Source organism: Blautia sp. RTP21359st1_E11_RTP21359_211015 (assembly GCF_040910705.1).
Taxonomy (GTDB): domain Bacteria; phylum Bacillota; class Clostridia; order Lachnospirales; family Lachnospiraceae; genus Blautia_A; species Blautia_A fusiformis.
On record NZ_JBDGAB010000014.1, the window covers coordinates 17,300 to 37,354 of the forward strand.

Genomic DNA, 20,055 nt, shown 5'->3' on the forward strand with positions numbered 1-20,055 from the left:
TCTCGGTATTAGGCAATACATGCTTATTATCTGTTCAGTAGAACAACCCTGCCGGGTGTTTCATACTGCAGCCGCACGTTTCACAAACATTCCAAAGAAGTTCCGATATGGAAATCAACCCTGACGCTGTTTGTGCTTCGGGTTCTCACAGATGATTCTGATGGATCCCTTTCTCTTAATGACCTTGCACTTCTCGCAGATCGGCTTTACAGATGATCTTACTTTCACTGGAAATCCTCCTTCCGTAAATTAGTCTCATATCTGCAGTTTCACAGGCGCACTCATACACAGTATTTGCGCGCTTGAAATATATACTAACACCTGTTTTCCTGAAATGCAAGAAAAAATTTAAAAAATTTTTGATTTTTTTTACAGGCTGTATTATAATGGGTGGCAAAGTCCGGCAGACATATGGAATCTGCCTATTTTAATGAAAGGAATCTTTACATATGCATACGGAAATGAAATATCGTTTTCTGATACATTACACCTTATCTTTTATCGGTGGATACCTGGGGCTTTATGCCATTATATCAAGAGCTGATCTTTTCGGCAATGCCCAGACAGCCAATCTTCTTGGTGTTGTTCGGGATCTCATAGGCAGGAATTTTTCGGATATGCTTCTGCGTGTGGGTGCGCTTCTCATATATATGGCTGCTGTTATCCTTACAGTCTGGATCCCAGAGCATTTTTCCGCAGATCTTCGTTTTATCAGTATCGGGATCGATATCTTTGCGATCCTGCTCCTGGGATTCTTTCCTTCCGGAATGTCTCCGGTTGTGGCTCTTTACCCCGTGTTCTTTGCAATGCCTTTCCAGTGGTGTACCTTCAAGGCTCCCGGCGGATATAACAGCTCCACGATCTTTTCCACCAACAACCTTCGCCAGTTCACCACAGCTGTCACTCAGTTCCTTATGAAAAAGGACAGCGCACAGTGCGATAAAGCAAAATTCTACGGAATGACGCTGCTTTCTTTTCATACAGGTGCAGCTTTGTCTTTGATCCTGTATATGACCTGCGGTCTCTCAGGCGTATGGCTCTGTCTGGTTCCTGCCTTCTATGCTGTATGGCTGATCAGTGCAGACCGGAATACCGCAGCCGATACACCGGCAGTTACCCGAAGCACAGCTTCTGACGGCAGCAGCTTCAGGAATCTTTCCTATAAGAAAAAAGAGGCCTGACTTTATTTTAGCTTTGATAAAATAAGAGGAAATGTGATCTGTTTTTACACTGTCACATTTCCTTTTTTGTTTACGCGTAAGCCCCTCTGACGCTTACAGCTTATATGCGTTTGAAATCCAGTATCATGATTTTGAATGGCCACAAATTGATTTCATCTATATTTCTCATACTATCCTCATAACATATCAATATGCTCTGTAACTTGTTTAAACATTCCACGGTATTTACATTGCGCTTACCGGGAAAATCTTTTATAATTATTCCAGAAATCATAAATCCTGCTATATATTTTTGACCGAACATGAATGGAGAATTGAAATGCCCAAAAGTATTTACGAAGATATCTATAAAGATCTGAAAATGAAAATAGAGGACAACACCTTTGCCTATCAGGAGCTTCTGCCTTCCGAAAACACTCTGATCCAGACTTACGGCTGCTCCCGCAATACCCTGCGACGTGCGGTCAGTCTTCTTGTCAGTGACGGCTATGTACAGACCATGCAGGGAAAAGGTGTCCGCAATATCTACCGTCCAAACGAGAAGACTGCTTTCACCATCGGAGAGATCGAAACCTTCAAGGAATCTGCTGCAAGGAACGGTCAGAATGCCCATACGGAGGTGGCTCTTTTTACAGAGCTTTGTATCAGCAAAAATCAGTCAGCTTACACAGGATTTCCCGCTGGTGCAGAAGTATATTATATTCAGCGTATCCATTATCTTGAAGATATCCCGCTGATCATCAACCATAATTATTTTCTGAAGGAATCCGTTCCCGGCCTTACTGCCGAGATTGCCAGTCATTCTATCTATGAATATCTGGAACAGGTGCTTCATATGACCATTGTCAACAGCAAACGTATCATGACTGTGGAAAAGGTTACAGAAATTGATGAAAAATATCTTCATCTGAATGTAAAGGATTATAACTGCGTGGCTGTGGTGTCCAGCCAGACTTATAACAGTGACGGTGTGATGTTTGAGTATACCCAGTCACGGCACAGACCGGATCATTTTCGATTTTATGATAATGCCCTGCGCCGATGAGCCCGGCTCATAACTGCTTCGCAGCTATACGGTTATGAGCAGGTGACAAATGTGGCTCACAAATATCCGCCTAGATCTGTATAGATACCTGGATCTGTATAGATGCTGCAGTTTCCTATTTTCCAAAATTATGTTATACTGAAACGATCAACGGAGAGAGGAAATTTTATTTTTATGAAAAAACGAGAATCTTTTAACAGCCGCTGGGGGTTCATTCTGGCCTGCATCGGGTCTGCGGTTGGAATGGGAAATATCTGGATGTTTCCCACCAGAGTTTCCCTGTATGGCGGGGGATCGTTCCTGATCCCGTATTTTATTTTTGTGGCACTGATCGGCTTTACCGGGGTGATCGGCGAGATGAGCTTTGGCCGCGGGACACGTTCCGGGCCCATTGACGCCTTCGGCATGGCCTGTGAAACCAAATGCAGACGAAGGCTGGGTGAAACACTAGGCTGGATACCGGTGATCGGTGCACTGGCCATGGCTATCGGTTATACCGTTGTTATGGGATGGATCTTCCGATATATGCTCGGAGCCTTTACAGGCTCCACCCTGGCACCGGCAGATATTGAGTCCTTTGGCGCCAAATTCGGAGGCATGGCCTCTGCCTGGGGAAATAATCTCTGGCAGCTGGCTGCTCTTGTGATCTGCATGTTTATCCTGATGTACGGCGTTGGAAGCGGCATCGAAAAGGCCAATAAAGTGATGATGCCTATCTTCTTTATACTGTTTGTGATCCTTGGCATCTATGTTGCCTTTCAGCCGGGAGCTGCTGCCGGATACCGCTATATCTTCCGCGTGGAGCCGGAAGTTCTGGCAAAGCCTTCCACCTGGATCTTCGCACTTGGACAGGCATTTTTCTCCCTGTCTGTTGCAGGCAACGGTACACTGATCTACGGATCTTATCTTCCGGACAGCGAAGATATCCCTGCATCTGCTGCAAGGGTAGCACTTTTTGATACTCTGGCTGCTATGCTGGCAGCACTTGTTATCATTCCGGCCATGGCTACCACAGGTGCCAAGCTTGACCAGGGCGGTCCCGGACTTCTGTTCATCTACCTGCCGCACTTGATCAAAACCATGCCTGGCGGACGGATCATTGCCATCATCTTTTTCGTAGCTGTGTTCCTTGCAGGCATGACCTCGCTTATGAACCTTTATGAAGCTCCTATTGCCACAGTTCAGGAAAAAACAGGTCTTGGCCGGATTCCTTCCTGCATGGTGATCTCAGTGATCGGCGTTGTGGTTTCGCTTCTTATCCAGGGCATTGTTTCTGACTGGATGGATGTGCTTTCCATCTATATCTGTCCTCTCGGCGCAGGACTTGCAGGGATCATGTTCTTCTGGATTTTCGGCCGGAGCTATGTGGAAAGCCAGATCAGCAAAGGCCGTGAGAAACCATTCACGAAATATTTTTACCCGGTGTGTAAATATCTTTATATTCCGGTGTGCTTTCTGGTGCTGATCCTTGGTGTTGTGCTGGGCGGGATCGGATGATAAGGTGATAACATAAGTAAAATAAAAAATTATCTGCATAAACAAATCCCCCGAAAAATGATTTTTTAATCATTTCCGAGGGATTTTTATGTTTTATCTTATAATATTCGTAAAGCCAGGATTTTCGATTTGCTGCATATCCTGAATACACTCACTTCACAGTTTGTCAACAAGTTTAAGTTTTACACTGATTTCCAATTATTCTACATTCTTAGAGTGTATCCGGTTTCTCCACTTCGTAATCAGACCAGGAAGCAATTGTATCGCTGCCTGAGAAACGTAAAAAAATGTGAGTGATAAATTCCACTTCAGATTCTTTTTCTGCAGAAAAGGCAAAAAAAGACCCGGCAGCTTAACGCCACCAGGTCGTCTTTTACAATATTTCTTATTTATCTCTCCAGATGATTCTTCCTTTGGAAAGATCATACGGAGAAAGTTCGATCGTTACTTTATCTCCCGGGAGAATACGGATAAAATTCATACGGAGCTTGCCACTGATATGTGCAAGTACCACATGTTTGTTTTCCAGTTCCACTTTAAACATCGCATTAGGCAGTTTCTCCAGAACAGTGCCTTCTACTTCGATCACATCTGCTTTTGACATTTTTTACCTCCTATGTCATGACAACAATTGCTGCTTACAGATTCGTAAGCGTCAGAATCTCTGGTTCCCCATCGGTGATGAGGATCGTATTTTCATAATGGGCGGAAAGTGAACCATCCATGGTTACCACTGTCCACTCATCGTCCAGCCATGCCACGTCCGCACGACCAAGGTTGATCATGGGCTCGACGGCCAGGGTCATTCCCGGAAGGAGCTTGATGCCCCTGCGCTTCTGCGGGAAGTTTGGAATCTGCGGATCCTCATGAAGATGAGTTCCGATTCCATGTCCTACAAGGTCACGTACAATACCATAACGGTATTTCGCTGCGTGGGCTCCGATGGCTTTGGAAATATCATTTAAATGATTTCCGGCTTTTGCCATTTTCAGTCCTTCAAAAAAGCACTCTCTTGTAACCTTAATGAGCTGCTGTGCTTCTTTGGATACTTCACCTACCGCATAGGTACGTGCTGCGTCAGAATGGTAGCCCTTATAAATCAGGCCGGCGTCGATCTTAACCAGATCCCCGTCCTGGATGATCTTCTCCTCGGATGGAATTCCATGCACAACCTCATCATTCAGGCTGATGCAGAAAGAAGCCGGAAAACCTCCGTAGTTCAGAAAGTTCGGAATACAGCCCATAGACCGGATCATTTCTTCTCCGATCTTATCAATCTCTTTGGTGCTGACACCCGGTTTGATGTAAGGGATCAAACCGTCATGCACCTTCTCAAGAAGATGGCCTGCTTCTCTCATAAGTTCGATTTCATGCTGTGTCTTAATTGTTACGGACATTCTTATTCTCCTAAGATGTCAACGATCTCCTGGAATACCTCATTCAGATCCCTGGTTCCGTCTACCGTCTTCAAAACACCCTGTGTGGTGTAATAGTCAATCAATGGCTGTGTCTGCTCATGATAAACATTCAGACGCTTCTGAACTGTTTCCGGCTTGTCATCATCACGGAGTACAAGCTTGTCACCACAGGTATCGCAGACCCCCTCTGTCTTCGGTGCTGCAAATACAACGTGATAAGTTGCACCGCATTTCACACATGCACGGCGTCCGCCCATACGTTTCACGATGTTATCATCCGGCACATCCACATCGATCGCATAGTCAATTTTGCTTCCAAGTTTGTTCAGAGCCTCTGTCAGACATTCTGCCTGCGGAATTGTTCTCGGGAAACCATCCAGAACATACCCTTCCCTTGCGTCATCCTGCTGGATTCTGTCAACAACAAGGTCGCAGGTCAGTTCATCCGGAACAAGAAGTCCCTGATCCATGTAAGTTTTTGCTTTGTTTCCAAGCTCGGTACCGTTTTTGATGTTAGCACGGAAAATATCTCCTGTGGAGATGTGCGGAATCCCATATTTCGCCGCAATTTTCTTAGCCTGAGTACCTTTACCTGCCCCCGGTGCACCCAACATAATAATTCTCATAGCATACCCTCCATTTTCCTGTTTTCTGCCTGATTTTCAGACAGTCCTGTTTACAAATCAAGGCTGCGACACTTTCGCACCGCAACCTTCATTTTCAATTAGTTCAGGAAGCCTTTGTAATTACGTACAAGCAGCTGAGATTCCACCTGCTTAACGGTCTCCAGGATAACACCTACGATGATGATGATAGATGTACCGCCGAAGGAAACATCCGCACCGAACACACCGTTGAAGAAGAACGGTATAACGGCCACGATAACAAGACCTACTGCACCTATAAATATAATATAATTCAGGATTTTAGTCAAATAATCTGAAGTCGGTTTTCCCGGACGGATGCCTGGGATAAAACCGCCCTGCTTTTTGATATTATCGGCTACTTCCAACGGATTAAAGGTAATTGATGTATAGAAGTATGCGAAGAATACGCAAAGTACCACATACACGATCAGACCCCAGCTGTACTGGATCTGACTTGGATTACACCAGTTATTGGAGGAAAGTCCTCTTAAGATCTCACTTCCGATGCCCGTTCCGTTTCCTTTGCCAGCGAACTGAGCAATGATCGACGGGAAAGACATGATAGAGGAAGCAAAAATAACCGGGATAACGCCGGCAGTATTTACCTTGAGCGGGATGTTTGTGGACTGACCGCCCATCATTTTACGTCCAACCATCTTTCTGGAATACTGAACCGGAATTCTTCTCTCTGCTCCGTTGAGGATAAGTACGAGCACTACAACAAACAGAATAATCACAGCAATGATGCAGGCTGCAAGCATTCCTTTTGCAATTGTTTTGCCCTTGACGAAGTTCTCATAAAGAAGGGACATATCACTCGGGATCCTGGACACGATATTGATAGTCAGGACGATGGAAATACCATTTCCAATGCCCTTCTCTGTAATACGCTCGCCCAGCCACATAAGCATTGCGGAACCCGCTGTTAAACTTGCAACAACTACGATTCCTTTAAGGAAGCTCATGTTCGGGATCATACCCTGACGTCCAAATCCGATTGCCATGGCAACAGACTCAAACAGAGCAAGACCAACCGTTACATAACGTGTGATTGCTGTAAGCTTTTTTCTTCCTTCTTCTCCGTCACGCTGCATCTCTTCCAGTGCCGGAATGGCAATGGTAAGAAGCTGAATGATAATGGAAGAAGTAATGTAAGGTGTGATGTTCAATGCGAAAATTGACATCTGAGTAAAGGAACCGCCGGTGAACGCATCAAAGAAATTGAATGCGTCACCGGTATTAGATTCAAACCACTGCTTAAAGAAGTCACTGTCGACTCCCGGTACAGGAAGCTGGGATCCGATTCTGATCACGAATATCATCCAGATCAGATAGAGAAGCTTTCTTCTCATTTCCTTTACTTTGAAAACACTCTTAAGAGTCTCAAACATTAGATCACCTCTACTGTACCACCAGCAGCTTCAATTTTTGTTTTTGCAGTCTCGCTGACAGCGTTTACTTTAACATTAAGTTTTTTTGTAAGCTCGCCGTTTCCAAGGATCTTAACACCATCACCGATCTTGGAGATTGCACCGCTTGCAAGTAAGCTGTCAACTGTAACCTCTGCGCCATCCTCAAAACGATTGAGAACGTCTACATTGATTGCGATAATTTCTTTAGAGTTTCTGTTAGTGAAACCTCTCTTAGGAAGACGTCTGTATAAAGGCATCTGACCTCCCTCGAATCCCGGTTTCTTGTGTCCGGAACGAGCAAGCTGTCCTTTATGTCCTTTACCAGCAGTTTTGCCGTTTCCTGAACCATGTCCACGGCCTCTTCTGAAGTTATCGCTATGCTTGGAACCCTCTGCGGGTCTTAAGTTTGATAATTCCATTCTGGCACCTCCTTAATCTTCTACTTTTACCAGGTGCTGCACCTGCTGAATCATTCCTCTGGTTGCAGCGTTGTCTGGCATCTCAACTGTTTTATGCATCTTTGTAAGACCCATAGCTTTTACAGTTTTTTTGTGTTTCGGTACTGCACCGATTGGAGATTTTACCAGTGTAACCTTGATTGTATCTGCCATTTCCATATCCTCCTTAACCCAGAATCTCATCTACAGATTTTCCGCGGAGCTTTGCGACCTCTTCCGGAGTCTTTAACTGGCTCAGGCCTGCGATTGTTGCCAGAACTACGTTCTGTTTATTTCTGGAACCCATACATTTTGTACGGATGTTTTTGATACCTGCAAGCTCGATTACGGCACGTGCCGGGCCACCGGCGATAACTCCAGTACCTTCCGGAGCTCTCTTCAGAAGCATCTCAGCGCTTCCGAATTTTCCGATGAAGTCATGTGTAATGGAATTGTTCTCGTCTCTTGCAACAGTAACAAGCTTCTTCATAGCGTCCTCTTTACCTTTGCGGATCGCCTCCGGAATTTCTGCTGCTTTTCCTAAACCTGCACCAACGTGTCCATTGCCGTCACCTACAACAACTAAAGCTGTGAAACGGAAGTTACGACCACCTTTAACAACCTTGGTAACACGCTTGATTGATACTACTTTATCTTCTAACTCTAACTGACTAGCATCAATAAGATTACGTTTCATGTGTTCTTTTCCTCCTCTTAGAATTTCAGTCCAGCTTCTCTTGCTGCATCTGCCAGTGCTTTAACTTTTCCGTGGTAGATATATCCACCTCTGTCGAAAACAACGCTCTCGATACCAGCCTCAACAGCTTTTTTACCGATCACTGTTCCAACTTTTGCTGCAGCCTGTACATCATCAGTGTTCTCAAGCTCTGCTTTTACGTCCTTCTGGAGAGTAGAAGCGGATACTAAAGTTTTACCAACTGTGTCATCAATAATCTGTGCATAGATGTGCTTGTTGGAACGAAATACTGCCAGACGAGGAGTAGTTGCAGTTCCGTTTAAATGATGACGTAATCTTCTATGCTTCTTTTCGCGAATTTCGCTTCTGGATGCTTTGTTAATCATATTCTCACTCTCCTTAATTATTTCTTACCGGTCTTACCGACTTTACGTCTGATAACTTCGTCAACGTACTTGATTCCCTTGCCCTTGTATGGCTCAGGTCTTCTCTTGTCTCTGATCTCAGCTGCGTACTGGCCAACTTTTTCTTTGCTGATACCAGATACGATGATCTTGTTTCCGTCAACTGTGGACTCAAGACCTTCTGGATCTTCCATCTCTACCGGGTGAGAATATCCGAGGTTAAGTACAAGTTTCTTGCCCTGCTTAGCAGCTCTGTAACCAACACCGTTAACCTCAAGCTCTTTTTTGTATCCTTCGCTTACACCAACAACCATGTTGTGGATAAGGCTTCTTGTTAAGCCGTGAAGGGCTTTGATTCTCTTTAAGTCGTTCGGTCTTGTTACAACTACATGACCGTCTTCAACTTTGATCTCTAACTCTGTCGGGAGTGCTCTCTCAAGTGTTCCCTTAGGTCCTTTTACTGTTACAACGTTTCCATCTGCGACTGTAACCTCAACGCCAGCTGGAATTGCAACCGGAAGTCTTCCGATTCGTGACATAAATTTGTCCTCCTTACTTAGATTGTCGGAGAGGGCCCATGCCCTCTCTGTTTTCAGTTTAAAAGCTATATGACTGCTTCGTTAAGCGGCTTTGGCCTACCAAACGAATGCAAGTACCTCGCCACCAACCTGAAGCTTACGAGCCTCTTTGTCAGTGATAACGCCTTTGTTTGTGGAAAGGATTGCGATACCAAGTCCACCAAGAACCTTCGGAAGCTCATCCTTGCCTGCGTATACACGAAGACCTGGTTTGGAGATTCTCTTAAGTCCTGTGATGATCTTCTGGTTTTTGTCCTCACCATATTTCAGTGTGATGTGAAGAGTTTTAACAACTCCATCCTCAACCAGATCATATTTTGCGATGTATCCCTCATCTACAAGGATGTTTGCGATAGCAATTTTCATCTTGGATGCCGGTACGTCTACAGTGTCATGTTTTGCAGTATTTGCGTTACGGATTCTTGTAAGCATATCTGCGATCGGATCGCTCATTGTCATGTAAGTTTCCTCCTCTTTCTTCAGACTTTACATGTCGTGTGAATATTATTTAAATGATTAAAAAGTTGCTTTCGCCTCGGCCTACCAGGAAGCTTTCTTAACACCCGGGATCTGACCTTTGTATGCCAGCTCACGGAAGCAGATTCTGCAAATTCCGTATTTTCTCAGGTATGCATGTGGACGGCCACAGATTCTGCAGCGAGTATACTCTCTTGTGGAGAATTTAGCTTTACGCTGCTGTTTAATTTTCATTGCTGTCTTAGCCATGAATCTTTTCCTCCTATTTAGCAAATGGCATGTTGAATAATGTCAGTAATTCGCGTGCCTCTTCATCTGTTTTAGCAGTTGTAACGAAGATAACGTCCATTCCTCTTACTTTATCAACCTTATCGTACTCAACCTCTGGGAAGATCAGCTGCTCTTTGATACCAAGAGCATAGTTTCCTCTGCCGTCGAATGCGTTCGGGTTAACACCACGGAAGTCACGTACACGTGGAAGAGCAAGGTTGATAAGACGATCAGCGAACTCATACATCTTCTCGCCTCTCAGAGTAACTTTACATCCGATCGGCATACCCTCTCTGATTTTGAAGTTAGCGACAGATTTTTTAGCTTTTGTAGCGATTGCTTTCTGTCCTGTAACAAGTTCCATATCTGCGATTGCAGCGTCAAGAAGTTTAGCGTTCTCTTTTGCCTCGCCAACACCCATGTTAACAACGATTTTCTCGAGTTTTGGCACTTCCATTACGTTTTTGTATCCGAATTTCTTGGTCATGGCATCCATGATCTCGTTCTTGTAAAGATCTTTTAATCTACTCACCTTTATATGCCTCCTCTCTTAATTAATCGATTGTCTTTCCTGTTGCTTTGGCAACACGAACTTTTTTGTCTCCATCCATCTTGAATCCAACTCTTGTAGCTTTTCCGTCTACAACGAGCATTACGTTGGAGATATGAAGCGGAGCTTCTTTTGTCACGATTCCACCGTTCTGATTAGCTGCGGACGGTTTAGCGTGCTTTGTAACCATGTTTACGTTCTCAACAACTACTGTGTTGTCTTTTACGTTAACTGCAAGGACCTTTCCGTCCTTACCTTTATCTTTTCCAGCGATTACCTTTACAGTATCACCTTTTTTAATTTTCATAGCTGACATTCGGCACCCTCCTATAATACTTCCGGAGCTAAGGAAACGATCTTCATGAATTTCTTCTCACGAAGCTCTCTGGCAACTGGTCCAAAGATACGTGTTCCTCTCGGAGTTAAGTCATCCTTGATAATTACGGCAGCATTTTCATCGAAACGGATGTAAGATCCGTCTTTACGACGAGCGCCTTTTTTAGTTCTAACAACTACAGCTTTAACAACGTCACCTTTTTTAACAACGCCGCCTGGTGTTGCATCTTTAACCGTAGCAACGATTGTGTCACCGATGTTTGCATATCTTCTTGTAGAGCCGCCCATAACACGAATACAAAGGATTTCTTTTGCACCAGTGTTGTCGGCAACTTTCAGTCTAGTTTCCTGCTGAATCATACTGGTTTCCTCCTTATTTAGCTTTCTCTACGATCTCAACCAGTCTCCATCTCTTGTCCTTGGACAGCGGTCTGGTCTCCATTACCTTAACGGTATCTCCGATGTTGCACTCATTGTTCTCGTCATGAGCTTTTAATTTATATGTTCTCTTCACGATTTTTTTGTAAAGAGGATGTTTTACATGGTCTTCAATTGCAACTACGATGGTCTTATCCATTTTGTCGCTGATAACCTTACCCACGCGGGTTTTTCTCAGATTTCTTTCCACGATTATGTCCTCCTGTCCTATTTGGAAGCGTTTGCCTGCTCAGTGATTACTGTCTGGATTCTGGCAATATTTTTACGAACCTCTTTGATTCGTCCTGTATTGTCTAACTGGTTTGTTGCATTCTGAAATCTCAGATTGAAAAGCTCTTTTTTAGCAGCTACTAATTCTTCATTCAGTTCTGCAACTGACTTTGCTTTTAAATCTTCCACGAACTTATTAATTTTCACTGTTATCACCGCCTTCTAAGTCTGCACGAGAAACGATTTTACATTTACATGGTAACTTGTGCATTGCAAGACGTAATGCTTCACGGGCAACCTCTTCGGACACGCCTGCAATCTCAAACATAACACGACCTGGTTTTACTACTGCTACCCAGTACTCCAGAGCGCCTTTTCCGGAACCCATTCGAGTCTCAGCTGGTTTAGCTGTTACCGGTTTATCCGGGAAAATCTTAATCCAAACTTTACCGCCACGTTTGATGTAACGGGTCATAGCAACACGGGCTGCCTCGATCTGATTAGATCTGATCCAACATGGCTCAGTAGCAACAAGACCGAAATCACCATAGTTGATAACATTGCCTCTAAGGGCTTTTCCTCTCATGGAGCCACGGAATTGTTTACGACGTTTTACTCTTTTTGGCATTAACATTATTTATCGCTCCCTTCCTTAGTTCCTTTTGTCGGAAGAATCTCACCATTGTAGATCCATGCCTTAACACCAACTTTACCGTATGTGGTGTCTGCTTCCGCAAAGCCATAGTCGATATCTGCACGAAGTGTCTGAAGCGGGATTGTTCCCTCGCTGTAGAACTCTGTACGAGCCATATCAGCTCCGCCGAGACGTCCGGATACGGAAGTCTTGATTCCCTTAGCGCCAGCCTTCATTGTTCTCTGCATTGTGGACTTCATAGCACGTCTGAAGGAAATACGGTTCTCAAGCTGAAGAGCAATGTTCTCAGCAACCAGCTGTGCATCTTTGTCCGGTCTCTTAACTTCTTTGATGTCAACGATAAGCTTCTTGTCTGTGTATTTCTGAAGCTCAGCTTTAACTTTCTCGATCTCTGCGCCGCCCTTACCGATTACGATACCAGGTTTTGCTGTGTAGATGATGATCTTAACTCTGTCAGATGCTCTCTCGATCTCGATTTTGGAAACACCTGCGCTGTATAATTTCTTTTTAAGGAATGTTCTGATGTTGTAGTCTTCTACCAGGTAGTCAGCAAACTTGTCTTCTGCATACCATCTGGAATCCCAATCCTTGATAACTCCGACTCTAAGGCCATGCGGATTAACTTTCTGTCCCATGCTTTTCCTCCTTACCTTTCATCAAGCACAACTGTGATATGGCTAGTTCTCTTCTCGATTCTGTAAGCTCTACCCTGTGCTCTCGGCTGAATTCTCTTCATTGTAGGTCCCTTATCTGCATAGCATGCTGCAACATAAAGGTTGTCTGCGTTCATTCCGTTGTTGTTCTCAGCGTTTGCTACTGCTGACTCAAGCAGTTTTTTGATCACGCTGGAAGCGTATCTCGGATTGTATGTCAGGATACCAAGTGCTGTCTGTACATCTTTGCCACGGATCGCATCTAATACGTAGCAGGCTTTCTGAACAGAAATTCTTGCATAAGATAACTTTGCAGACGGCCTTGTCTCTCTATTATTCTCATTTCTGGCTCTCTTTATCTGGCTTCTATGTCCTTTTGCCATCTTAAAGTGCCTCCTTTCTTAAATTCGATATCTAAGTTATCTGCCAGCTGTCTTAAATTGACAGCGGGCAGTTATAAATCTGATGACTAGCGTACTCCGGACTTCTTCTCGTCTTTTCCGTGTCCTCTGTAAGTTCTTGTTGCAACGAACTCACCAAGTTTGTGTCCTACCATATCCTCTGTGATATATACCGGCACATGTTTTCTTCCGTCATGAACAGCGATTGTGTGTCCTACGAAAGACGGGAAGATTGTGGAACGGCGAGACCAAGTTTTGATTACGGATTTATCATTTGCAGCGTTAAGAGCGTCTACTTTTTTAAGTAAGCTCTGGTCTGCAAAAGGTCCTTTTTTCAGTGAACGAGACATGCTTTCTCCTCCTTATTATTTCGATAATGCTTTTCCATCGCGTCTTCTTACGATGTACTTGTTGGACTGTTTGTTTTTCTTTCTGGTCTTCAGGCCGAGAGCAGGTTTGCCCCACGGTGTGCAAGGACCTGGGCGTCCGATACCGGTCTTACCTTCACCACCACCATGTGGATGGTCATTCGGGTTCATTACGGAACCACGAACTGTAGGTCTGATACCCATGTTACGTTTACGTCCGGCTTTACCGATGTTAATAAGGTTGTGATCTCCGTTTCCGATTACACCAACAGTTGCGCGGCATACGATCGGAACCATTCTCATCTCACCGGAAGGAAGACGAAGTGTTGCGTACTTTCCTTCTTTAGCCATGAGCTGTGCGCCGTTTCCTGCAGAACGAACCATCTGTCCGCCTTTTCCAGGATGAAGCTCAATGTTGTGAACCATAGTACCAACCGGGATAAGCTCCAGTGGGAGGCAGTTTCCAACACGAACCTCAGCTTCCGGACCATTGTAAACCTTCTGGCCTACTTTAAGTCCCTCTGGAGCGAGGATGTAAGCTTTCTCGCCATCTGCGTAGCAGATCAGAGCGATGTTAGCTGTTCTGTTCGGATCGTACTCGATTGTTTTAACTGTTGCAGGGATTCCATCTTTTCTTCTCTTGAAGTCGATGATTCTGTATTTTCTTCTGCTTCCGCCACCCTGATGTCTTACAGTGATCTTACCCTGATTGTTACGTCCAGCGTTCTTCTTAAGGGAAGTAACGAGGGATTTCTCTGGTTTTGCAGCTGTAATCTCAGAGAAGTCGGAACCAGTCATATGTCTTCTTGACGGTGTATATGGGTTATAGCTTTTGATTCCCATGATGTTTCTCCTTTCGAATTTGTTCTCGTGCTTTCGTGCACATATTCGGACTTATCTGTTAATTAAAGTCCCTCAAAAATCTCGATATCTTTGCTCTCTTCTGTAAGAGCTACGATAGCTTTTTTAGTCTTAGCAGTTTTTCCAACTACCATTCCACGGCGTTTTTTCTTTCCATCACTGTTGATGGTGTTTACGCTCTTAACTTTTGTTCCCTCGAACATCTTCTCAACAGCCTCTTTGATCTGAGTCTTGTTAGCTTCCGGATGTACAAGGAATGTATATTTCTTCTCACCCATGTCTGCCATGGATTTCTCTGTGATAACCGGACGGATGATTACGTCATAGTACTGAATACTTGCCATTATGCGTATACCTCCTCGATAGATGCAACGGCATCCTTTGTAACAACTACGGTGTTGTGTTTCATAACATCGTATGTGTTGATTGTAGCCGGTGTTGCAGTTTCCACGTCAGCGATGTTTCTTGCGGAAAGAACTACGTTCTGATCGTTGTCAGCTGTGATTACAAGAGCTTTCTCTGCTTTCAGGTTTGTAAGAACCTTCTGCATCTCTTTTGTCTTAACCTCAGCAAGTGCAAGGCTGTCAACAACAACAAGTTTATTATCCTGAACCTTGGATGTCAGAGCGGATTTAAGAGCTGCTCTTCTTTCCTTCTTGTTCATTTTCACTTCATAATCTCTCGGAACCGGAGCGAATACAACACCGCCGCCTGTCCACTGTGGTGCACGGATGGAACCCTGTCTTGCATGACCTGTTCCTTTCTGTCTCCACGGTTTTCTTCCGCCGCCTCTTACCTCAGAACGAGTTTTCGCTTTCTGAGTTCCCTGACGGTTATTTGCAAGCTGACGAACAACTGCAAGATGAACGAGATGCTCGTTGATCTCAACGCCGAATACTGCGTCATTCAGCTCCATTGTGCCAACTTCATTGCCTTCCATATTATAAACAGTTACATTAGCCATTCTGATGCTCCTCCTTTCCTATTATAAGGACTTTACTGTCTCTTTGATTGTAACCAAAGATTTCTTAGGTCCTGGAACAGCACCCTTAACTAACAGTAAGTTATTTTCTGTATCTACACGTACGATCTCAAGATTCTGAACAGTTACCTGAACATGTCCCATGTGACCTGGCATATGTTTTCCTTTGAAAACCTTGCTCGGATCGGAGCAAGCGCCGTTGGAACCTGCATGACGATGATATTTAGAACCGTGAGCCATAGGTCCTCTGGACTGGCCATGTCTCTTGATGGCGCCCTGAAAGCCTTTACCTTTGGAAACTGCAGTAGCATCGATATGATCTCCTGCTACAAAGATATCAGCCTTGATCTCCTGTCCAACCTCATACTCGCCGGCATTGTCAAATCTGAACTCTTTTACAAATCTCTTTACAGCTACACCAGCTTTGTCAAAGTGGCCTTTCTCCGGTTTGTTGACCAGTTTCTCTCTGATCTCGCCGAAGCCAACCTGAACTGATGTGTATCCATCGTTCTCCTCAGTTTTAGCCTGAGTTACAACGCAAGGACCTGCCTGTAAAACAGTTACCGGAATTAACATTCCATCTTCATTGAAGATCTGAGTCATTCCGACTTTAGTAGCTAAAATAGCTTTCTTCATTTCTTTCTTCCTCCTTATAGCGGATTACCATTCGGTAATCATATAGTTAATGTCAAATGACATTATTAGCGGTTTTTCATCTTGATATCGATGTGAACACCAGCCGGCATTTCCAGTCTGGAAAGTGCATCTACTGTTTTCTGAGTTGGTGTCAGGATATCGATAAGTCTCTTATGTGTTCTCTGCTCAAACTGCTCTCTGGAATCTTTGTATTTATGAACAGCTCTTAAGATTGTAACAACCTCTTTCTTAGTAGGAAGCGGAACCGGTCCACTTACCATTGCTCCGTTCTTCTTTACTGTCTCGATGATCTTTGCTGCAGATGCATCAACGAGCTGATGATCATATGCCTTTAATGTGATTCTCATTACCTGATTTGCCATAAAAAAAGTCTCCTCCTATTCGTACTTATATAGCAGTACGACAAGCGGCGACTGTACACATCTCCGTGTGTGTCATGGTATATTTGCACACACGTCCCATCCCAAGATGGTTATTGAACTTTGTACAGTGACTTGTCGTCAGTTTCCTAACTTGACATTCGCTCCACGGAAAACCTGCCAATGTGGCAGCAACCTCGCGCTTCATAGCTATCAATGTCACAGCAAGGATTAGTATATACGATGATTCTTCAGAATGCAAGCCTTTTTTTAAATTTTTTTGATTTTTTTTAAAAAAGAAGAAAATGGCTCATTTCTGAACCATTTTCTTCTTATATAATAGGTACTTATTTTATTCTTCCATATCGTCCACATCACCACTGATGATATCCGAGTAATCAAACAGTGTAACCTTCGTGATGTCATCCTTAACGATATCCGGTGCATCACCTGCCTTCTTTACGCGGCTTGCAAGCTGCGCTGCGGAATAAGACGGCATCGCAAGGCTTCCAATGGTAACCGGCTCCTCTTCCTCTTCCGGAACCTCTTCGACCTTTCCGGCCGGATGCGGCTTTCTGTTTTCTTCAACCGTACGTTCTGCCATTTCCAGTCTGGAAAGCATATCTGCTTCTTCTGAAGTGGCTGCTGCAATCTCTTTCTTAAGTTCCGCATGAGCCTCACTTGCGGCAGTCTGTGCAGTCTGCTGTATGGCAGCCTTCTTTTTATTCTCCGAATAGTCTGTAACATCCTCTTCGTCAATCTCATCTACGAAACCGCCCGTACGGACCTTACGCTTATCTGCTTTTTTATTTTTGTGTTTTCGTGCCTTTTCTTCCTGAATGATCTCTTTTTCTTCTTCCTTCATTCTTCTGGCACGTGCTTTTTCTTCCTGCTTCAGTTCTTTCCTGGACTTCACATAACCCGGTTCCGGATCGTTCACATCTTCCTCAATATCATCCGGCTCTTTCTTCCAGAGCTCTGCGATCACATACAGGATGATCAGGAACAATACGACCAGACCAAGAATGATCAGGCCTTCAATACTTTCTGTAGCCACCATAAGATATCCCACATAGCCAATGGTAACTACAACTTTCGGAACATAATCTCCAACCTTAATGGTAAAAGTCTTTCCTCCGGAAACGGACTGATCTGTTACTGTTCCGGTTCCCTTGGAGGCATCGAGATTGGTGATCGTATATTTATATGTCTCGGAATCTTTCTGTACAAGGATCGGAGTACCTGCGCTGATCGCAGAACTCTTCTCCGGGATCGCATATGTAACAGATCCGACTGGGAGGTTCGTTGCCTTATCGGATTTATCCACGATCACTGTTCTCACCCCGAAGAACGGCGGAAGAACAAGTCCCAGTACACAGATCAGTGTGCATATCACAACAAAATGTACGATAAATTTCAATACTTTTGACATAGGTAATCTTCCTCTTTCATATTTGTAGGTACTTTGAAGCGGAAAGGGATACAGCGGGAATCGGTCTTCCTTTCCGTCTGTATCCCTTTATATTCCACATCCGCAGGAATCTACCCTTTTCCGCGGACTGCTCTGTCCCAACTGATTACTGGTTGCTTAAATACTGTTCAATGCTCTCCATCGCTGCATTCTCATCATCACCGTTGGCAGACAGTGTAATCTCTTCTCCAGCGTCAAGTCCCAGGGTCATCATTCCCATAATGCTCTTTGCATTGACTCTTTTTTTGCCAATCTCAACATAAATTTCACTGTTAAACTGGCTTGCCACCTGAACAAGCTGTGCTACAGGTCTTGCCTCCAGTCCAGTGGATAAGTTGATAGTGATTGGTTTTTTAATCATAATAGCTCCTCCTTGTTCTCCCGCAGCTCATCTGCGATCTCACTCAGCTTGCGAAGCCGGTGATTCACACCTGATTTGCCCACCTGCGGATTCAACATCATACCTAATTCTTTCAGTGTGGCATCCGGATACTGCAGTCTCAGCCTGGCTATCTGTGCCAGTCCATCGCTTAAGCTCTCAAAGCCGATAGTTCTGCTGATCAGCTGTATATCTTCCACCTGTCTCACTGCCGCATTTACCGTTTTATTGATATTCGCAGCCTCACAGTTCACCTTACGGTTTACCGTGTTACGCATTTCCTTAAGTATCCGGATGTTCTCCAGATCCATAAGGGCTACGTTCGCCTCCATGACTGCCAGCATGTCAACGATCTGCGCGCCTTCCTTCACATAGACCACATATGATTTCTTGCGCACCACAATTTTAGCTTCTACGTGAAAACTGCGGATAATCCCCTGTAATTGTTCTGCTTTCCTGCTGTCCGGACACACGATCTCAAAATGATACCCTTTCTCTGGATCACTGATCGAACCGGACGACAAAAAAGTACCGCGAATAAATGCCCGCTTGCAACAGTTCATCTGAACCACAAGCGAATTATCCATTTCAAGTAAACCGGTTTCGTTATCCACAGAAAGCTTTGTCCCCTGCAGTACTTCCTCTGTTCTGGCAGGATCCGTAACCTCAACAAGATATACCTTACCCCGTTTGAGATGAGATCCTTCCCGGATAACAATCGCTGTCTCTATATTAAAGGTTTTTCGCAATAATGTAAAGCTTTTTCTTGCAACTGCTTCATTTTCTGTCTGGATCCATAGTTTTCTGTTTCCATCCGACATTTTTTCCACACGGCCGCAGCCGCAGAGCAGTGCCGCCAGTTCTGCCACCTGACAGTGCCTGGCCAGACTAAGCTGTCCTGCAAGTTCTTCTTTGACTTTTCCTGAAAATGACATCCCGAACCCTCTTTTACTGTTTCCCTGCCACCCTTTTCATCGCGGCAGTTATTTTTTCAGAAGTCTGTCCTTCTCCGCATCCCTGTGCTCCAGGCGGATGCCGTATTCATCCGATTTGGAAAGCCTGGAAAAAAGTTCTCTGGCAATAGTAACAGAACGATGTTTTCCCCCTGTACATCCGATACCGATCACAAGGCTTGTTTTCCCTTCTTTAATGTAGTTAGGGATCAGAAAACGGATCATATCCTCCAGTTTGTCCGCGAAGGCTTTCGCCGTATCACTGGCCATCACATAATTGAACACTTCATCGTCAAGGCCTGTCAGAGGACGCAGTTCATCCACATAATAGGGATTGGGAAGAAATCGCACATCAAACACAAGATCTGCATCTGCCGGGATTCCATACTTAAAGCCGAAGGAAAGCACAGAGATCATGATATTGCTGAACTCTCTGTCATCCACAAAGATCTTTTCGATTTCCTGGCGAAGCTCCCTGGTAAGCAGATGGCTGGTATCAATGATATAATCCGCACGTTTCCGGAGAAATTTTGTTTTCTCACGTTCCAGGCGGATTCCCTCATCCACTCTCCCTGCTCTTGCCAGCGGGTGGCTTCTTCTGGATTCTTTATAGCGTTTTACAAGGACAGAATCCTCTGCATCCATAAACAGGATCTCGTAATCATACCCGGTCTGCTTCATACGGTCCAGAACTACTTCCAGTTCATCAAGGGCACTTC

Annotated in this window: 33 protein-coding genes; 3 read left to right on the forward strand and 30 right to left on the reverse strand. The window is 44.5% G+C overall.

The genetic code is table 11. The features are described from left to right. Positions 1–114: 114 nt before the first annotated feature. Positions 115–228 (reverse strand): 50S ribosomal protein L36, encoded by a 114-nt coding sequence (rpmJ, locus tag AB5026_RS06900; protein WP_003022746.1) that lies wholly within the window; start codon positions 226–228, stop codon positions 115–117. Positions 229–449: 221 nt separating this feature from the next. Here rpmJ and AB5026_RS06905 point away from each other — a divergent pair, with 221 nt between their 5' ends. The 3 genes from AB5026_RS06905 (at position 450) to AB5026_RS06915 (ending at position 3,723) form a co-directional block, all read left to right on the forward strand. Next, a complete protein-coding gene (locus AB5026_RS06905; RefSeq protein WP_173723131.1) occupies positions 450–1,181 on the forward strand; it encodes a YoaK family protein in 732 nt (243 codons plus the stop codon). Positions 1,182–1,500: 319 nt separating this feature from the next. Beyond that, positions 1,501–2,226 carry a UTRA domain-containing protein gene (locus AB5026_RS06910; RefSeq protein WP_059085343.1) on the forward strand — a complete coding sequence of 242 codons (726 nt, stop codon included), beginning with the start codon at positions 1,501–1,503 and terminating at the stop codon, positions 2,224–2,226. 174 nt (positions 2,227–2,400) lie between these two features. Then, complete coding sequence (locus AB5026_RS06915; protein ID WP_092069549.1) at positions 2,401–3,723, forward strand: sodium-dependent transporter; 1,323 nt, start codon at positions 2,401–2,403, stop codon at positions 3,721–3,723. 385 nt (positions 3,724–4,108) lie between these two features. On the opposite strand, the gene infA is transcribed toward AB5026_RS06915, so the two are convergent. From infA to rapZ, 29 genes are all read right to left on the reverse strand, one after another. Continuing rightward, complete coding sequence (gene infA, locus AB5026_RS06920) at positions 4,109–4,327, reverse strand: translation initiation factor IF-1 (RefSeq protein ID WP_005428560.1); 219 nt, start codon at positions 4,325–4,327, stop codon at positions 4,109–4,111. A gap of 34 nt (positions 4,328–4,361) precedes the next feature. Continuing rightward, positions 4,362–5,120: a type I methionyl aminopeptidase gene (gene map / locus AB5026_RS06925; protein ID WP_015526936.1), complete on the reverse strand. Its 759-nt coding sequence runs from the start codon at positions 5,118–5,120 to the stop codon at positions 4,362–4,364. A 2-nt stretch (positions 5,121–5,122) separates the two neighbouring features. After that, complete coding sequence (locus AB5026_RS06930; protein ID WP_015526935.1) at positions 5,123–5,767, reverse strand: adenylate kinase; 645 nt, start codon at positions 5,765–5,767, stop codon at positions 5,123–5,125. 98 nt (positions 5,768–5,865) lie between these two features. Next, a complete protein-coding gene (gene secY, locus AB5026_RS06935; protein WP_015526934.1) occupies positions 5,866–7,179 on the reverse strand; it encodes a preprotein translocase subunit SecY in 1,314 nt (437 codons plus the stop codon). Continuing rightward, positions 7,179–7,619 carry a 50S ribosomal protein L15 gene (rplO, locus tag AB5026_RS06940; RefSeq protein WP_015526933.1) on the reverse strand — a complete coding sequence of 147 codons (441 nt, stop codon included), beginning with the start codon at positions 7,617–7,619 and terminating at the stop codon, positions 7,179–7,181. The genes secY and rplO overlap by 1 nt, the downstream gene beginning before the upstream one ends. Positions 7,620–7,631: 12 nt before the next feature. Further along, positions 7,632–7,811, reverse strand: coding sequence for a 50S ribosomal protein L30 (gene rpmD, locus AB5026_RS06945; RefSeq protein ID WP_015526932.1), 180 nt, complete (start codon positions 7,809–7,811; stop codon positions 7,632–7,634). Between the two features lie 13 nt (positions 7,812–7,824). Beyond that, positions 7,825–8,334 carry a 30S ribosomal protein S5 gene (gene rpsE, locus AB5026_RS06950; RefSeq protein WP_015526931.1) on the reverse strand — a complete coding sequence of 170 codons (510 nt, stop codon included), beginning with the start codon at positions 8,332–8,334 and terminating at the stop codon, positions 7,825–7,827. Positions 8,335–8,351: 17 nt separating this feature from the next. Beyond that, positions 8,352–8,720, reverse strand: a complete 369-nt coding sequence (gene rplR / locus AB5026_RS06955; RefSeq protein WP_015526930.1) for a 50S ribosomal protein L18 — start codon at positions 8,718–8,720, stop codon at positions 8,352–8,354. Positions 8,721–8,737: 17 nt separating this feature from the next. Then, a complete protein-coding gene (gene rplF, locus AB5026_RS06960) occupies positions 8,738–9,277 on the reverse strand; it encodes a 50S ribosomal protein L6 (RefSeq protein WP_015526929.1) in 540 nt (179 codons plus the stop codon). A gap of 96 nt (positions 9,278–9,373) precedes the next feature. After that, entirely contained in the window at positions 9,374–9,775 is a 402-nt protein-coding gene (gene rpsH, locus AB5026_RS06965) for a 30S ribosomal protein S8 (protein ID WP_015526928.1), read from the reverse strand. An 81-nt stretch (positions 9,776–9,856) separates the two neighbouring features. After that, positions 9,857–10,042, reverse strand: coding sequence for a type Z 30S ribosomal protein S14 (locus AB5026_RS06970; RefSeq protein WP_015526927.1), 186 nt, complete (start codon positions 10,040–10,042; stop codon positions 9,857–9,859). 13 nt (positions 10,043–10,055) lie between these two features. Beyond that, entirely contained in the window at positions 10,056–10,595 is a 540-nt protein-coding gene (gene rplE / locus AB5026_RS06975; protein ID WP_021650765.1) for a 50S ribosomal protein L5, read from the reverse strand. Positions 10,596–10,617: 22 nt separating this feature from the next. After that, positions 10,618–10,929, reverse strand: a complete 312-nt coding sequence (gene rplX, locus AB5026_RS06980; RefSeq protein WP_021650764.1) for a 50S ribosomal protein L24 — start codon at positions 10,927–10,929, stop codon at positions 10,618–10,620. Positions 10,930–10,940: 11 nt separating this feature from the next. Further along, a complete protein-coding gene (gene rplN / locus AB5026_RS06985) occupies positions 10,941–11,309 on the reverse strand; it encodes a 50S ribosomal protein L14 (protein WP_019162495.1) in 369 nt (122 codons plus the stop codon). Positions 11,310–11,322: 13 nt separating this feature from the next. Then, a complete protein-coding gene (rpsQ, locus tag AB5026_RS06990) occupies positions 11,323–11,577 on the reverse strand; it encodes a 30S ribosomal protein S17 (protein ID WP_021650763.1) in 255 nt (84 codons plus the stop codon). Between the two features lie 17 nt (positions 11,578–11,594). Further along, a complete protein-coding gene (gene rpmC, locus AB5026_RS06995; protein ID WP_021650762.1) occupies positions 11,595–11,804 on the reverse strand; it encodes a 50S ribosomal protein L29 in 210 nt (69 codons plus the stop codon). Further along, the gene (gene rplP, locus AB5026_RS07000) at positions 11,794–12,231 is read right to left on the reverse strand and encodes a 50S ribosomal protein L16 (RefSeq protein ID WP_015526924.1); all 438 of its coding nucleotides are present in this window, start codon (positions 12,229–12,231) and stop codon (positions 11,794–11,796) included. The genes rpmC and rplP overlap by 11 nt, the downstream gene beginning before the upstream one ends. Next, entirely contained in the window at positions 12,231–12,887 is a 657-nt protein-coding gene (gene rpsC / locus AB5026_RS07005; RefSeq protein ID WP_015526923.1) for a 30S ribosomal protein S3, read from the reverse strand. Before rpsC ends, rplP begins: the two co-directional genes overlap by 1 nt. A gap of 11 nt (positions 12,888–12,898) precedes the next feature. Continuing rightward, on the reverse strand, positions 12,899–13,288 hold the full coding sequence (gene rplV, locus AB5026_RS07010; protein ID WP_015526922.1) for a 50S ribosomal protein L22: 390 nt from the start codon (positions 13,286–13,288) through the stop codon (positions 12,899–12,901). 86 nt (positions 13,289–13,374) lie between these two features. Next, complete coding sequence (gene rpsS / locus AB5026_RS07015; protein ID WP_015526921.1) at positions 13,375–13,656, reverse strand: 30S ribosomal protein S19; 282 nt, start codon at positions 13,654–13,656, stop codon at positions 13,375–13,377. 15 nt (positions 13,657–13,671) lie between these two features. Further along, positions 13,672–14,517 carry a 50S ribosomal protein L2 gene (gene rplB / locus AB5026_RS07020; protein WP_015526920.1) on the reverse strand — a complete coding sequence of 282 codons (846 nt, stop codon included), beginning with the start codon at positions 14,515–14,517 and terminating at the stop codon, positions 13,672–13,674. A gap of 62 nt (positions 14,518–14,579) precedes the next feature. Further along, entirely contained in the window at positions 14,580–14,879 is a 300-nt protein-coding gene (gene rplW, locus AB5026_RS07025; protein ID WP_015526919.1) for a 50S ribosomal protein L23, read from the reverse strand. Further along, positions 14,879–15,499 (reverse strand): 50S ribosomal protein L4, encoded by a 621-nt coding sequence (rplD, locus tag AB5026_RS07030; protein WP_015526918.1) that lies wholly within the window; start codon positions 15,497–15,499, stop codon positions 14,879–14,881. The genes rplW and rplD overlap by 1 nt, the downstream gene beginning before the upstream one ends. Before the next feature lie 21 nt (positions 15,500–15,520). Next, complete coding sequence (rplC, locus tag AB5026_RS07035; protein ID WP_368213020.1) at positions 15,521–16,153, reverse strand: 50S ribosomal protein L3; 633 nt, start codon at positions 16,151–16,153, stop codon at positions 15,521–15,523. 65 nt (positions 16,154–16,218) lie between these two features. Then, the gene (gene rpsJ / locus AB5026_RS07040; RefSeq protein WP_015526916.1) at positions 16,219–16,536 is read right to left on the reverse strand and encodes a 30S ribosomal protein S10; all 318 of its coding nucleotides are present in this window, start codon (positions 16,534–16,536) and stop codon (positions 16,219–16,221) included. Positions 16,537–16,885: 349 nt separating this feature from the next. Then, a complete protein-coding gene (locus AB5026_RS07045) occupies positions 16,886–17,965 on the reverse strand; it encodes a hypothetical protein (RefSeq protein ID WP_092069543.1) in 1,080 nt (359 codons plus the stop codon). 145 nt (positions 17,966–18,110) lie between these two features. Next, complete coding sequence (locus AB5026_RS07050; protein ID WP_015526913.1) at positions 18,111–18,365, reverse strand: HPr family phosphocarrier protein; 255 nt, start codon at positions 18,363–18,365, stop codon at positions 18,111–18,113. Then, positions 18,362–19,318: a DNA-binding protein WhiA gene (gene whiA, locus AB5026_RS07055; protein WP_015526912.1), complete on the reverse strand. Its 957-nt coding sequence runs from the start codon at positions 19,316–19,318 to the stop codon at positions 18,362–18,364. Before whiA ends, AB5026_RS07050 begins: the two co-directional genes overlap by 4 nt. Positions 19,319–19,366: 48 nt before the next feature. Further along, positions 19,367–20,055: RNase adapter RapZ (rapZ, locus tag AB5026_RS07060; protein ID WP_368213023.1), on the reverse strand; the 689-nt coding region annotated here is incomplete at its 5' end.